This is a genomic window from Arthrobacter sp. FW306-1B-F12A (assembly GCF_058781865.1).
The window spans coordinates 60,693-74,905 of sequence record NZ_JBYSXD010000014.1 but is presented as its reverse complement, the minus strand read 5'-3'; the positions used below and the strand labels follow the sequence as shown (position 1 = coordinate 74,905).

General features: G+C 63.4%; 14 protein-coding genes. 7 read left to right on the top strand and 7 right to left on the bottom strand.

Going from position 1 to position 14,213, the window contains the following annotated elements; genetic code table 11:
- Positions 1-176 precede the first annotated feature (176 nt).
- A complete protein-coding gene (locus tag AC3WJU_RS09450; protein ID WP_492259716.1) occupies positions 177-1,943 on the bottom strand; it encodes a GNAT family N-acetyltransferase in 1,767 nt (588 codons plus the stop codon).
- An 84-nt stretch (positions 1,944-2,027) separates the two neighbouring features.
- Between AC3WJU_RS09450 and AC3WJU_RS09445 the strand changes: the two genes are divergently transcribed.
- Complete coding sequence (locus AC3WJU_RS09445) at positions 2,028-2,807, top strand: alpha/beta fold hydrolase (RefSeq protein ID WP_284991404.1); 780 nt, start codon at positions 2,028-2,030, stop codon at positions 2,805-2,807.
- Positions 2,808-2,820: 13 nt separating this feature from the next.
- Here AC3WJU_RS09445 and AC3WJU_RS09440 read toward each other — a convergent pair whose 3' ends face one another.
- The gene (locus AC3WJU_RS09440; RefSeq protein ID WP_284991403.1) at positions 2,821-3,333 is read right to left on the bottom strand and encodes a DUF1877 family protein; all 513 of its coding nucleotides are present in this window, start codon (positions 3,331-3,333) and stop codon (positions 2,821-2,823) included.
- 342 nt (positions 3,334-3,675) lie between these two features.
- Between AC3WJU_RS09440 and AC3WJU_RS09435 the strand changes: the two genes are divergently transcribed.
- The 3 genes from AC3WJU_RS09435 to AC3WJU_RS09425 are packed head-to-tail and all read left to right on the top strand — an operon-like array spanning position 3,676 to position 5,702.
- Positions 3,676-4,368: a histidine phosphatase family protein gene (locus AC3WJU_RS09435; RefSeq protein ID WP_492259715.1), complete on the top strand. Its 693-nt coding sequence runs from the start codon at positions 3,676-3,678 to the stop codon at positions 4,366-4,368.
- Positions 4,369-4,392: 24 nt separating this feature from the next.
- Positions 4,393-4,935, top strand: a complete 543-nt coding sequence (locus AC3WJU_RS09430) for a DUF3090 domain-containing protein (RefSeq protein ID WP_492259714.1) — start codon at positions 4,393-4,395, stop codon at positions 4,933-4,935.
- Entirely contained in the window at positions 4,935-5,702 is a 768-nt protein-coding gene (locus AC3WJU_RS09425) for an SCO1664 family protein (RefSeq protein ID WP_492259713.1), read from the top strand. Before AC3WJU_RS09430 ends, AC3WJU_RS09425 begins: the two co-directional genes overlap by 1 nt.
- A 21-nt stretch (positions 5,703-5,723) precedes the next feature.
- Here AC3WJU_RS09425 and ychF read toward each other — a convergent pair whose 3' ends face one another.
- The gene (gene ychF / locus AC3WJU_RS09420) at positions 5,724-6,809 is read right to left on the bottom strand and encodes a redox-regulated ATPase YchF (protein WP_234748400.1); all 1,086 of its coding nucleotides are present in this window, start codon (positions 6,807-6,809) and stop codon (positions 5,724-5,726) included.
- 123 nt (positions 6,810-6,932) lie between these two features.
- Here ychF and AC3WJU_RS09415 point away from each other — a divergent pair, with 123 nt between their 5' ends.
- Positions 6,933-8,147, top strand: a complete 1,215-nt coding sequence (locus tag AC3WJU_RS09415) for a DNA recombination protein RmuC (protein ID WP_307052555.1) — start codon at positions 6,933-6,935, stop codon at positions 8,145-8,147.
- An 87-nt stretch (positions 8,148-8,234) separates the two neighbouring features.
- Here the strand turns inward: AC3WJU_RS09415 and AC3WJU_RS09410 are convergent, their stop codons facing one another.
- The gene (locus AC3WJU_RS09410) at positions 8,235-9,320 is read right to left on the bottom strand and encodes a 4-hydroxy-3-methylbut-2-enyl diphosphate reductase (protein WP_284991398.1); all 1,086 of its coding nucleotides are present in this window, start codon (positions 9,318-9,320) and stop codon (positions 8,235-8,237) included.
- On the bottom strand, positions 9,317-10,207 hold the full coding sequence (locus AC3WJU_RS09405; RefSeq protein ID WP_284991396.1) for a hypothetical protein: 891 nt from the start codon (positions 10,205-10,207) through the stop codon (positions 9,317-9,319). Before AC3WJU_RS09405 ends, AC3WJU_RS09410 begins: the two co-directional genes overlap by 4 nt.
- A 246-nt stretch (positions 10,208-10,453) precedes the next feature.
- On the opposite strand from AC3WJU_RS09405, the gene xseA reads away from it, so the two are divergent.
- Both xseA and AC3WJU_RS09395 read left to right on the top strand, forming a co-directional pair.
- The gene (gene xseA / locus AC3WJU_RS09400; RefSeq protein WP_492259724.1) at positions 10,454-11,809 is read left to right on the top strand and encodes an exodeoxyribonuclease VII large subunit; all 1,356 of its coding nucleotides are present in this window, start codon (positions 10,454-10,456) and stop codon (positions 11,807-11,809) included.
- Between the two features lie 3 nt (positions 11,810-11,812).
- On the top strand, positions 11,813-12,070 hold the full coding sequence (locus tag AC3WJU_RS09395) for an exodeoxyribonuclease VII small subunit (RefSeq protein WP_059387462.1): 258 nt from the start codon (positions 11,813-11,815) through the stop codon (positions 12,068-12,070).
- Here AC3WJU_RS09395 and AC3WJU_RS09390 read toward each other — a convergent pair.
- Entirely contained in the window at positions 12,067-12,921 is an 855-nt protein-coding gene (locus tag AC3WJU_RS09390; RefSeq protein ID WP_059387461.1) for a polyphosphate kinase 2 family protein, read from the bottom strand. The genes AC3WJU_RS09395 and AC3WJU_RS09390 overlap by 4 nt on opposite strands.
- A 50-nt stretch (positions 12,922-12,971) precedes the next feature.
- Positions 12,972-14,192 carry a pyridoxal phosphate-dependent aminotransferase gene (locus tag AC3WJU_RS09385; protein WP_059387460.1) on the bottom strand — a complete coding sequence of 407 codons (1,221 nt, stop codon included), beginning with the start codon at positions 14,190-14,192 and terminating at the stop codon, positions 12,972-12,974.
- Positions 14,193-14,213: the final 21 nt, after the last annotated feature.

The following is a 14,213-nucleotide window of genomic DNA, read 5'->3' as shown; positions in this document are numbered from 1 at the left end:
CCATCACTGAACCCTCCTGGCGGGGAGTGCCTGGAACAGATCTCACGATCCGATGGCAGCGTGCAGCGGTATCCAGACCTCGTGTTGGGGTTTACGTTGAGGTGCATGGGCGAGAAATTCACTTATGTGGGCGGTCCCCGTGATAAAGAACGCAGCAAGGGCGAGGTATCGGACTTCTATATCCGGCGCTTCAGTCCTACGTGGGCCGTCCGGTATCCGAGTCGGGTGTAGAAGGCTCGAGCCTGCTCCCGTGCTTCGTCTGTGGTCACTTGTGCCAGTTGCGCCCCGCGCGCACGCCCAAAATTGTGTGCCCACTCAAGCATCGCGGTGCCCAGGCCTTGTGAACGTTCCGCGGCAGCAACCCGCAGTCCCTCGATCTGCAAGCGGGAAGAACCACCCCGGGAAAGTCCTGGGATAACAGTCAATTGCATCGTGGCAACGATGCGATCGGCATCATTTCGGACAACCCCCAGATAGTTGGAGCGGTCCCGAACAACCAGGTTGTAGGCCGCCTCGTATCGTTCGAGCTCGACGCACTCACGATCGGGGCCGAACTGATCATCGGACAGCAGCGCGGCGATGGCTTCGACATCATCGCGGCTCGCCCGTTCCAGCCTGAAGGTCCGGCCCGCCACCCGCAGCAGTCCTCGAACCGAGGATCGCGCATCTGCCTGCAAACGAGCGACCAGCAGATCGAGCCATCCGCCGACGTTCGCTCGAGCCTCAACGGTGTCGGGATAACGGCACCTCAAATGCAGGCCGGACTCGTCCAGGATGAACCAAAGCATGACGCCGTCCGTGTCGATTGTCGCGCTCACGTACTGGGCGTCGAGTCCGACCGAGTCGATTCGTACCGGCAGCCTGCGTAGGTCCAGCCAGGAGATCGCGAACATCCCAGGGGCGACGGGCATGCCGCCCCATGGAGCCAGAACGTCCGCGAGCGGCCACGAGCCAAGCTGCACAGCCTCTTTTACCGCGGCCGCCGCGGCGAGCGGCTCGGGGACCGCAGATTCAAGCACCGAATTGGTAATGAACCAGCCGACTGAGTCATGCCATTTGTCGTCGAAGCGGCTGTGCACGGGAAACACAGCCCGCAGCGGGGTTCCCGCCAACTCGCGGGTCACCGCGGTCATCGCAACAACAGCGAGTGCGAGCGTCGAGACGCCGTCGTTGCGGGCTTGCGCCGCGAACGCCGCACCGTCGTCGAGATCGAACACATCCCGGACTTCCACACGCTCGCGCTGAGGATTGGGCGCACCCAGGGGCAACGGGAATTGCGGCATGACTCCGCCGCTGTCCCCGATGATTTGTTCCCACCGTTGACGCACGTGGTCCGGCGCCGCTTTCCGGTCTAGAAGTGCTTGCGTGTGCTCAACAAATGCCGGTGCTGGCTCGGGCAACAATTCGCGGCCGGCGCTCCCGGCGTCGAGGGCCGACAGCAGGTCGCGCGCGATCACCAGCATCGACCACATGTCGACGTGGGAGTGGTCGGCTGCAATCACAACCGTGAGTCCGGCAGCAGTCTCCAATACGCACAGGCGGTGTGAGGGTTGTTGGTATGGCGAGCACGCGGCGTCGAGAATGTCCCGCACTGCATCATTGACGGCTTGGCCTGGAGACACCTGATGCTCCACCCAGGTTCCCGGACCAATATCAATTTCGTAAAGCTCCGGCTCACCGTCCTCACCGGGAACGAAAGCCGTTCGCAGCGTGCCGTGGCGGCCGACGACGGCCAGCCAGGCATCGGCAATCGACTCACGACGAGTTGGTGCAGGCAGCCGAAAAGACATTGCCATCCAGGAGCCGGGCCGGTCGCCGGCTCCTACATGGAGCCGCTGATCAAAGGACACCGGAAGACGCCGGCGGAGCGCAGACACGCTGACGTCATAGCCCCAAAGTCGTCCGAACGGTAGCCGCAGGTGCGTGACGTTGGTCAGGCGCATGGCAGTATCCTATCGCCCCAGATAGCCTGAACGTTCAACGCGGCCGCTCAAGGTGGCGCTGCCAGTCACGGAACGAGGAGCCTGATGCCCACTTTCGAGGTTCCCGGAGCCGAGCTTGCGGTTGCTTTGAGCGACGAAGGTGGACACCCGGTTGTCCAACTGCATGGCCTGACATCAAGCCGCGCGCGTGATCGGGTGCTCAACCTCGACCTCGGCCGAGGGCTGAGTGGAACTCGACTGCTGCGGTACGACGCACGCGGCCATGGCCGGTCGACAGGGCGCAAGGTCCCCGAGGACTATCAATGGCAAAACCTCGCCGATGACCTCCTGCGGCTGCTCGATCGCTGGTTCCCCGGCGAACGTGTCCACGGAGTCGGTCCCTCGATGGGTACCGGCACGCTCTTGCACGCCGCTTCCCGCGAGCCTGGCCGCTTTAGCGGGCTCACGCTGATGGTGCCACCCACCGCGTGGGAAACCCGAGCCGCACAGGCTGCAAACTACCGGGCTGCCGCGGCGCTTATCGAGGCTGTTGGCGTCGAGGAATTCCTGGCCACCACGCGCGGGGCAACACCGCCGCCGGCCACAATTGGGGCGCCAGAGACCGTGCCCGACGTCGCCGACGCCCTCTTGCCGTCGTTGTTTCGAGGCGCGGCACTCAGCGATCTGCCTGATCTTGAGGCCCTCGCGCGAATCGACGTACCGGCGACGATCCTGGCCTGGGTCGATGATCCGGGCCACCCGCTGTCAACCGCGGAAACCCTTGCCGCGCTGCTCCCCCAAGCAACGCTGACAGTAGCCCGCACCCCGGAGGACGTCGAAACCTGGCCTAATATCCTGAGCCAGGATGTCGCCGGTTGGGGTTAAGCCAGGATGATCGTTACCCGATCAGGTAGACCATGCCGCGCCCCTCGTCGGCGAGATTGGTGGCGAAGACCCGGGCCCGTCGAAGATAGCCAACGGCATACTCGACGTCAAGGTCCCGATCGACATATGGCGAATCCGGCAACCGCTGCCTCACCTCCGCATCAGAGATATCGTCCAAGTCCTGAGCAATCGACAAAACCTCGGACGGAGTCAGGGCCCTTACCCACGGATCCCAACCTTCGCCATGCATGGTCACGTTGCCTTCAAACATACGAAAAGCGGGTCGCGCCGCCATGGCCGCCCCCAATGGGGCCGTGAGAACCTGCAGATGCCGCCATGCCTTGTCCAGATAGAGCATGTCGCGCTCAGATATCAATTGTTCGAAGGTGGTACCGCTGGTCCCGACACCAGGGTCAAGGCCCCAAGCATCAGCAAGTGGATCGACGGACACGAAGGTCATCGGGTCGGAAAGCACCTGTTCAGTGAGTTCGCCGTCGAATGCATATGCGTAATATCTGATTCCCATTCACCAAGTATTGCCAAAGCGCAAGCTGCGCAGGAGGGCTGAGTTGCGTTATGTGGATAACTCGCGAGATGAACTGTACCGGCATGTCGATGACCAGCCGCACCGATTTGTTCACGCACCCCTGAGAGGCGTGATGGCCGCGATCTGCCCGGCCGCACGAACTTCGGCAACGTCGGGGATCGGCCATCGGCGAAAGACCGGGCACCTGACCAGGATGTAAACGCCGTGATCGCCGTGGGCAGCAGGCATCCGGCCGGCGAAGTCGCCCTGGTCTACCCCGTGCCGGATAGGACGGCGTAAATATCCGAGCCACCGCAGCGTGCGGGTGGTTAGGCTGGGTGGATGGCGACAGTTATTCTCGTGCGGCACGGCCGCACTACAGCCAATGCCACGGGGCTGCTGGCCGGGCGGGCGGTCGGCATCAGCCTGGACCAGGTCGGGCGCGACCAGGCGGCTCTGGCTGGAGACCGGCTCGCCGCGGTGCCCTTGGTCGCGGTGGTGTCGAGCCCGCTTGAGCGTTGTCAGCAGACCGCCCAGCTCATCCTCGATCGCCAGGCTGGCACGCCGTACGCGCCGGTCGATCCCGATCTCACCGAGTGCGATTACGGTCAGTGGCAGGGCCGCATGCTCAGTGATCTCGCGACCGAGGATCTGTGGCCGGTTGTGCAGTCCCAACCGTCCGCCGTCGTCTTTCCCGGAGGTGAATCCATGGCCGCGATGCAGGCCCGGTCGGTGGCCGCGATTCGGCGCCACGATGCAGCCTTCGAAGCCGAGTACGGGCCAGGAGCCGTGTGGGTTGCGGTAAGTCACGGTGACATCATCAAGTCAATCCTCGCCGACGCGCTCGGCATGCACCTTGACCTGTTCCAGCGTATTACCGTGAACCCCGCTTCCGTATCGATCGTGCGCTACGGCGGTAACCAGCCGAGCGTCTACGCGACCAACACCGATGCGGGTGATCTGTCCTGGCTGTCGAAGGGCATCCAGTCCGGCGATGCGCCGGTGGGCGGCGGTCCAGGACAACAGGCGCCATGAACCCCATGCGCCTAGAATACTGACATGCCTACACGTGTTCACGAGTTTGCCTGGCCTGATCGGGTCGTCGTCGGCACCATTGGCCTTCCCGGGGCGCGCACGTTCTACCTGCAGGTGCGCGCCGGGACGCAGATCGTGACTGTGGCCCTGGAGAAAGAGCAGTCGGCTCTGCTCGCGGAGAAGATCGACGAAATTCTCGACCAGCTCATCACCGTGGAGGGCAACCCCTTCAGCGTCCCCACGGGTACTCCCGTTGAACTTGTCGACAATGACCAGCTCGAGTCCGTTGAGGAGCAGTTCCGCACCGGCGCCATGAGCTTAGGGTGGGACCCAACCACGGCCCAGATCGTACTAGAGGCCTTCCCCATCACCGATGCCGACGCCGACGACAACGATGAGGACAGCGCTAACGAGACCGAAATGCTGCTGGTCCGCATGCCGGTCGGCACGGCCCGCGCCTTCGCCAAGCGCACCCGTGAGATCGTGGGCGCCGGGCGTCCGACGTGCCCGCTCTGCGGGTACCCCATCGACGCCGACGGGCACATCTGCACCCTTCCCGAGGTCTGATGCCGACGCCGGAGCTCGGGACCGCCGAGTTGACGCTCACCGGCCGCATCACGACGGCTTCAAACGCTACATTTCTGGGCAGCATCGGCGACGTGGTGGTCGTCTACAAGCCGATAGCCGGCGAAACTCCGCTGTGGGACTTTCCCCACGGCACCCTGGCCCACCGGGAGGTGGCCGCGTACCTGGTCTCGCAGGCCTTCGGCTGGGACATCGTGCCACACACCTGGCTGCGCGATGGTCCGATGGGCGAAGGAATGGTGCAGCTCTGGCAGGACCAAGACCCGGCCCAAAACGCCGTGGATCTCGTGGCGACAGACCACGTGCCGGAGACAGGCTGGAAACACGTTCTCGAGGGACGGGACGGCAACGGACGCATGGTCACCCTCGTCCACGAAGACTCGCCAGCACTCAGGCGCATGGCGGTGTTCGACACGGTCGTCAACAACGCCGACCGCAAGGGTGACCACATTCTCGCCATGGCGGACGGACAGCGCCACGGTGTCGACCATGGCCTCACCTTTCACCGTGACCACAAGCTGCGCACGGTGCTGTGGGGATGGTTGGGAGACCCTCTGACCGCCGAGGAACGCGAGGGCATCGATCGTGTCAGCGAAGGACTGCACGGTGAACTGGGCCGAAACCTGGCGGACTTGCTCAGTGCCGAAGAAATCGCATCGCTCGCCGCGCGCTGCGCCCGGTTGCGCTTGGCAGGGCGGTTTCCGGCTCCGAGCGGTGAGATGCCGGCGGTGCCCTGGCCGCTGTTCTAGGGAATTGCCCTCCCGCAGGGGCTAGACGTTGAAGCGGAACTCCACCACGTCGCCGTCGGCCATGACGTATTCCTTGCCTTCAATTCGGACCTTGCCGCGGGACTTTGCCTCGGCCATGGACCCGGCGGCGATGAGGTCATCGAAGGAGACAACTTCGGCCTTGATGAATCCGCGCTGGAAATCCGTGTGGATGACTCCTGCGGCCTGGGGCGCGGTGTCGCCACGGTGGATGGTCCAGGCGCGGGCTTCTTTGGGACCAGCAGTCAGGTAGGTCTGCAGTCCAAGCGTGTGGAAGCCGACGCGTGCCAGCTGGTCGAGGCCGGATTCGTCCTGGCCGTTCATCTCGAGCATCTCGCGGGCTTCTTCCTCGTCGAGTTCGACGAGATCCGATTCCAGCTTGGCGTCAAGGAAAATGCAGTCCGCCGGCGCCACCATGGCGCGCAGTTCCTCTTGCTTTTCCGGGTTGCCGAGGATTCCTTCGTCCGAGTTGAAGACATAGATGAAGGGCTTGGCCGTGAGGAGGCTGAGCTCTTTGAGGTGCTCCATCTCGAGCTTGTCGCTCTTGACCGAAGAGAAGATCGTGTCGCCACGTTCCAAGACGGCCTGGGCAGCCAGGATCGCTGCGAGTTCCGCGGCTTCCCGCTTCTTGATCTTGACTTCCTTTTCGATCCTGGGAATGGCCTTTTCGATCGTCTGGAGATCGGCCAGGATCAGTTCGGTGTTGATCGTCTCAATGTCCGAGCGCGGATCGACTTTGCCGTCGACGTGGACAACGTCGGGGTCATCGAAGACGCGGATGACCTGGGCGATGGCTTCTGCTTCGCGGATGTTCGCGAGGAACTTGTTGCCCAGGCCTTCGCCCTCGGAGGCGCCCTTGACGATACCTGCGATGTCAACGAACGAGACGACCGCGGGCAGGAGGCGCTGCGATCCGAAGACCTCCGCCAACTTCTGCAGGCGCGGGTCCGGGAGGTTGACGACGCCGACGTTTGGCTCGATGGTGGCGAACGGGTAGTTCGCGGCCAGCACCTGGTTGCGGGTCAGTGCGTTGAAAAGAGTTGATTTGCCGACGTTGGGCAGTCCGACGATGCCAATAGTAAGAGCCACGAGCATTGATTCTACCCGTTGAGTGCCCCTCTCCGCTTTCGCAGGTGGAACCGTGGACCCCACGCCCGGGTGCCGTGATCCGGCTTCGCTATATTGTCCGACCCCTATGCCAAGGTTGGAGACATGGATGGTTTTGCAGTAATACTCGCTTTGTTCATGCTTCTTCTGGGAGCGGCCGCCGGGGTGGTGGCTGGTTTCCTGCTGTTCAGGCGCCGCACTGCCGCGCTTGAGGAAGATTTCGACGGCGTCTCCGCCCGGCTTGCCGCGGTGAACGCCCAGTTTGCCGCCGCCGACGCCGAACGGCGGCTTCTGCTGTCGCAGAACCGTGAACTGAACGAGTCCAGGAACCAGGATGGCAGTGTGTTGCGCGCGCTCGCCCCTGTTGCCGAGAAGCTGACGGCCGTCCAGCAACAGGTCTCGCTTCTGGAGCGTGATCGCTTGGAGCAGTACGGCCAGCTTGCCCAACAGCTCCAGGAAGCCCGGCTGTCCGATGAACAACTCCTGCGCTCCACGCACGCACTGGCCTCCGCCCTTAGGTCGAACAGTGCCAGGGGGCAGTGGGGTGAAGTCCAGCTGCGCCGGGTGGTGGAGGCCGCCGGCATGCTGCGTCACGTCGATTTCCATGAGCAAGTGCATTCCGCGTCCGCCGACAACGCCGTCCGGCCGGATCTTGTGGTCCAGTTGCCGGGTGGAAAGCAGTTGGTGGTGGACGCCAAGGTTCCGTTGGCGTCCTACCTCGCTGCCCAGGAACAGGGCAATTCCACCCAGCGGGTCGACGGCCTCCAATCTGTGGGCAACGGCGCGGATGCCCTGCTGCTCGCACATGCGAAGGCCCTCAAGTCCCACGTGGATGCCCTGGGGTCCAAGAAGTACTGGGACATCCCCGGCAACTCGCCAGAGCTGGTGATCTGCTTCCTGCCCGCGGAGTCCATCCTGGCCGCCGCCCTCGAAGCGGACCCTGCACTCTTGGATCACGCCCTATCCCGGAACGTGGTGCTCGCGTCCCCCGGCACCTTGTTGGCAGTTCTAAAGTCCGTCGCCTTCACCTGGCGCCAGGACGTCCTGACGGACAATGCCCGGGAGCTCTTCGAGCTCGCCCGGCAGCTCTACGAACGCATGGGGACGCTCGGTGACAACGTAGGCAAGCTGGGTTCGTCGCTGAAGACCTCGGTGGATCGCTACAACGCGCTGGTCGGAACGCTCGAAGCACGCGTCTTGCCCACCGCTCGGAAGCTCAACTCCATGGACACCGACGGGCTGGTGTCGCCGTCGGCCGTGGAAGCCGTGCCGCGGACCCTTGCCGCACCCGAACTGATCGAAGACGAATCCGCGGCCTAGGACTGTCTGGTAGTCGTCCGGGCCCGCACCCTGTGCTGGGCCCGGACCCAGAACCCAGAACCCAGGACCCAGGACCCAGGACCCAGACTACGAAGTCGGTCGGTTCCCGCGCCCACCCAAGGCGCGAGTGACGTCCCCGGCCTCCTTGAGGGTGGCGCGCAGTTCCTTCGGCAGGGAGAACAGCAGGTCTTCCTCCGCCGTCACCACCTCTTCAACCGCACCGTAACCGTAGTCGGCCAGCAATCGGAGAACGTCCTGGACCAGGACCTCCGGAACGGAAGCGCCGGACGTCACGCCCACTGTGGCGACGCCTTCGAACCAGCTCTCGTCGACTTCGTTCGCGAAATCGACCCGGTAAGAGGCCTTGGCGCCATATTCAAGCGCCACTTCGACGAGCCGCACGGAGTTGGAAGAATTCGCAGAACCCACCACAATCACGAGGTCGGCCTGCGGGGCAATCTTCTTGATGGCCACTTGGCGGTTGGTAGTGGCATAGCAAATGTCGTCGCTGGGCGGATCCTGCAACGTGGGGAACCGCTCCTTGAGCATCCGGACGGTCTCCATGGTCTCGTCGACGCTCAGCGTGGTCTGCGAAAGCCAGATGGTCTTCTCCGGATTGCGCACAGTGACCTTGTCCACCTCATGCGGACCATTGATGATCTGGATGTGGTCCGGGGCTTCGCCCGCCGTTCCTTCCACTTCCTCGTGGCCGTCGTGGCCGATCAGGAGAATGTCGTAGTCTTCCTTGGCGAAGCGGACGGCTTCGCGGTGCACCTTCGTGACAAGCGGGCAGGTGGCATCGATGGTCCGCAGGCCACGGTCTTCGGCCGATTGCACGACCGCCGGGGACACGCCATGGGCCGAGAAGATCACGAGGGCGCCTTCGGGTACCTCGTCCGTCTCTTCAACGAAGATGGCACCCTTCTCCTCCAGCGAGGTGACCACGTGGACGTTATGCACGATCTGCTTGCGCACGTAAACCGGCGGCCCATAGTGTTCCAGTGCCTTCTCCACCGCGATGACCGCACGGTCGACGCCTGCGCAATATCCGCGGGGGGCCGCGAGCAAGACGCGCTTGGGGCCGGCGACCGGAGCGGCGGCCAGCACCTCTTCCGGCGTCCGACGCCTACGCGGGACAGAGGGCATCGGAATGGAAACTGCTGAGCTGGTCATCCCTCCATGCTACCGGCAGCGTTCACCCGCACGCTCGGCCTGGCTTTGCGTGAGAAGATCACGCCGAGCAGGCCAAGAAGCGCGAGCACTCCAGCGGCAATCCAGGCGATGGTGATCCAGCCGGCGAAATTGTCGACCGCCGCTGCCAGCAGCTCACGCGCGAAGAGGCCACCCGTAGCGGTTCCGCCCAGGCCCGCATCGCCTGCGCCCTTCAGCACCGTCGTGGCCACTTGCCACAGCGCCGCGACTGCGGCCAAGCCCAGTCCGGCAAAGAGGAGAACCACACCCCTGCGCCTCGCGGCAAGCAGGCCCAGGGCAAACAGCAGGACGGCGCCGAGGCCGGGAATCCACCACATCGGCGCATATGCGGCGATGGCATCTACCTGCTGGCGCTGGGCGGGGCCGCCGATGTTGATCAGCGTGGAGTCCGGCGTCGCAATGGGGAGGCCCGTTGCCGCGTGCAGCCGGTCGGCGGCAAGCTTGACCAAGGGGCCGACGTCGAGCACCAAGGACGTTCCCGCGGTCGAGTTCCCGGGGCGGGCACTGCCTGCGAAAGTCAGTTGGTGGCTCCGGCGTACGGTTTCATTCCACGCTTGCGGGTATTCGGGCCACGTGGTCATCGCGGTGGCCGCGTCCTTGAGGAAGGAAGCGCCAAGTTGTTCCACCGGCGCCGGCAGGTTGACCTTGGATTCCAGGCTTGCGACGGCAGTAGCCGCCAGGCGCGCTTGGAACGCTTGATCCTTCCCGATCGAAGAGGTAAGCGCCACAAACCCGTCTTCCCGGACGATGTTGGTGTCCGTCCATGCCATCGGGACGGCGATTGCTGTGAGCAGAAGGGCAAAGATCACTGCGATTGCAGAGACGAACGAGCGCAATGGATTCCTCAAGTTTGGAGTGCAGCAGTTCCAGGCGGGGCGACGACGGGTAAATGTCGGCCATGCATGCTACAAGGTATGGATAGAGTTGGAAGCCTGCCGCCTGCTTTTCGGTAGCAAAATTTCAGTAGCTCTTATAGCAGGAATGCTTCCGGCACCCCTAGCAAAGTACCAGCGAGGACAGAACCATGCACCAGCCACCAACAGGAGGCTACCCGCGTGTCCTATGACGCCGTACCCGGCGGGGCGCCACGCGCGTTGCCGATTTCGGGATTCCCGAACCCTGGATCAGAGGACGAAGAGTCCCGCCAAGGAGAACCCACGAAGGCAGAGTCAACCCTTCCGGCGACGGCGTCGGAGACCAGTCCCGACAATCCTTGGCCGCTGCAGTTGCTGTCCCGCAAGCTCAAGACCCACATAGAACGGGCTCCGGCCGCTTGGATCGAAGGCCAGGTCATCGAGCTCAACCGTCGCGGCGGCAGCGCCTTCGTGACGCTGCGTGATACCGACGCAGAGATCTCCTTGCCCGCATCGTTGTGGTCCAATGTCCTGGACCGCCAGAAGATGCCGCTGGAGCGTGGCTCACGCGTCGTGGCCTTGGTGAAACCTGAATTCTGGCTCAAGACCGGCCGGCTCAACATGTCGATCAAGGACATCCGTCCCGTCGGCCTCGGCGATCTCCTCGCCAGAATCGAGCGCTTGCGCCAGGCCCTTGGCGCTGAAGGGCTTTTTTCAGACTCGAGGAAGAAACGGCTGCCCTTGCTCCCCCACCGGATCGGGCTCATCACCGGCCGCGATTCCGACGCCAAGAAAGACGTCCTGCGCAACGCAGCGCTTCGCTGGCCCGCCGTCGAATTCGCCGTCCGGGAAGTCGCAGTCCAGGGTGTCACGGCGGTCGGCCAGATCCTGGCTGCGCTCAAGGAGCTCGACGCCGATCCGCACGTGGACGTGATCGTGATCGCCCGTGGTGGCGGAGCCCTGGAAGATCTGCTTCCGTTCAGCAACGAAGAGCTCGTCCGGGCAGTATCCGCGGCGGCCACTCCGGTGGTCAGCGCAATTGGCCATGAAGCCGACCATCCCATCCTGGACGACGTCGCCGACCTTCGCGCATCCACGCCCACCGACGCCGCAAAGAGGATCGTCCCTGACGTCGCCGAGGAATTGGCGAGGGTACGCCAGGCCCGCGAGCAGCTACGCCGCGGCGTGGGACGCCTCGTGGACCGCGAAACGGATCGACTCCACGCGCTGAGATCACGCCCTGTGCTGGCGTCCCCCGAAGGAATGGTCACGGCGCGGGAGGACGACGTCGAACGGCTCCGGAAGCACGCCCACACTGCGGTGCGCTCCGCGGTTATCCGCGCACTTGACCAGGTGCACCACCTTCGCGCCCAGGTAAGGGCATTGTCCCCCCAAAAAACCTTGGACCGCGGGTACGCCGTCGTCCAGCTTGCGGGAGCGGACGGAGTGGGACACGACGTCGTCCGGAACCCGGACCAGGCCCCTGACGGCACGGAGCTGACGCTCCGTTTGGCGGAAGGCCGCCTTGGCGCTGTATCTTCCGGAACCATGGCACCTGCCGGACAACCCAGCCAGCACAAGCAAAATGAGGACTAAGAAATGACAGCAGAAAACACATCCCCTGCGGCCAAGGCTTCCGCTGAGGACCTGGACGCCCTCAGCTACGAGGAAGCCCGCGAGCAGCTCATGGCCATCGTTGGCCGCCTCGAAGCCGGCGGAGCAAGCCTTGAGGAATCACTCGCTCTCTGGGAACGCGGCGAGGCTTTGGCGAAGCGCTGCGAAGAGTGGCTGGAGGGTGCCCGCAGAAGGTTGGCCGCGGCCCGGAACAACGGCGAGGATGAAGCGACGGCCTCTTAGGATTGGACGGCCATCGCCCGTTCCGCCGACACGTCAAAGTCGGCTTTCGGCCAGCTCAGGTCCAGCTTCCCGAGGGCCTCAAGCAGAAGCTCCTGGACGGCGATCCTCGCGAACCATTTCTTGTTCGCCGGAACCACATACCAGGGCGCTACCTCCGTTGAGGTCTTCTCAAAGACCAGCTGATAGGCCTCCATATAGGAATCCCAAAACGCGCGTTCCTTGAGATCGCCTGTGCTGTACTTCCAGTGCTTGGACGGATCATCCAATCGCGCCAGCAGTCGCGTTTTTTGTTCATCGCGGCTGATGTTGAGCATGACCTTGACGATCGCCGTGCCCTGTTCGGCCAAGCCTGCCTCGAACTCGTTGATGGCCGCATAGCGTCGTTCCAGTTCATCTTCATTGGCCCAACCGTGCACCCGGTGGATCAGCACGTCCTCGTAGTGGGATCGGTCAAAAACCCCGACGAATCCCGCCGCCGGCAGGGCCCTCTCGATCCGCCACAGGAAATCGTGGGCCTTCTCCTCATCAGTCGGAGCCTTGAACGGAGCAACCTTGACACCCTGGGGATCCATCGATCCGACGACGTGCTCAACAATCCCGCCTTTGCCCGCCGTGTCCATGGCTTGCAGGATCAACAGCACTCGTTTGGAGCTGCCGAATTTTCCCTCGGCAAAGAGCATCTCCTGCAGGACGTCCAAACGACCGTCCTGCGCTGCCAGCAAGGCGACGCCGTCAGACTTCTTTCCCTTGTAGCCGGGCGTCGATTCGGGGTCTGCTGCATCCAGCGAGAATCCAGGCCCGGCCTTCAAGATCGTGGATACCTGCTTGGTGAACTCCTTGGTCCCGGCCATGTCGATGTCCCCTCTGGTCCGGCCGCATTCGTCGCGGCTTGCACAACAGGCTAGTTGCCTTGGTACCGCCCGAGGAAGTCCGCCATGCGTCCAATCGCTTCTTCAATGTCCTTGACGTTCGGCAAGGTCACCATGCGGAAGTGGTCAGGCCGCACCCAGTTGAAGGCGCGTCCGTGTGAGACGAGGATTTTTTGTTCTTTGAGCAGGTCGAGGACGAATTTCTCGTCGTCGCGGATGTGATAGACCTCGGGGTCCAACTTCGGGAACAGATAGAGGGCACCCCTGGCCTGTTGTGTGCTGACACCGGGGATGGCGTTGAGCAGATCGTAGGCCTTGTTCCGCTGTTCGAGGAGCCTGCCGCCGGGCAAGATGAGATCGTTGATGCTTTGGTGGCCACCGAGGGCGGTCTGGATGGCATGCTGGGCCGGCACGTTGGCGCAAAGGCGCATGTTGGCCAGCAGGTTGATGCCCTCGAGGTAGTCTGCGGCGTCTTTCTTGGGGCCGGAGATAGCCATCCAGCCGGCGCGGTAGCCACATACCCGGTAGGCCTTGGACAATCCGCTGAACGTCAGGCAGAGGACGTCGTCGCCGGTGAGTCCGGCAAGATTCACGTGGACAGCGTCTTCGTAGAGGATCTTCTCGTAGATCTCGTCGGCGAACACAACGAGTCCATGCTTTTCAGCGAGGGCCACGATCTTCTTGAGGGTTTCCTCCGGGTACACGGCACCCGTGGGGTTGTTGGGGTTGATGACCACGATGCCCTTGGTTTGAGGCGTGATCTTCGATTCCATGTCCTCGAGGTCCGGCTGCCAGCCCGATTCCTCGTCGCACAGATAGTGGACCGGACGGCCGCCGGCAAGTGCCACCGAGGCGGTCCAGAGCGGGTAGTCGGGAGTGGGAATGAGGATCTCATCCCCCACCTCCAGCAAGGCCATGAGGGACATGGTGATGAGCTCGCTGACGCCGTTGCCAAGGTAGATGTCGTCAACGTGGATGTTTTGGATGCCGCGGGTCTGGTAGTACTGCGAGACGGCGGTACGGGCCGAGAAAATTCCGCGCGAATCGCTGTATCCCTGGGCATGCGGCAGATGGCGGATCATGTCCACCAAGATCGCGTCCGGCGCTTCAAATCCGAACGGTGCCGGGTTTCCGATATTCAGTTTGAGGATGCGGTGACCCTCTGCCTCCATCTGCTGGGCGGCCTGAAGAATCGGTCCACGGATGTCGTAAAGGACATTATGAAGCTTGGTGGACTGCTTGAATTCTGCCATTCATCAAATATGCCACACCGG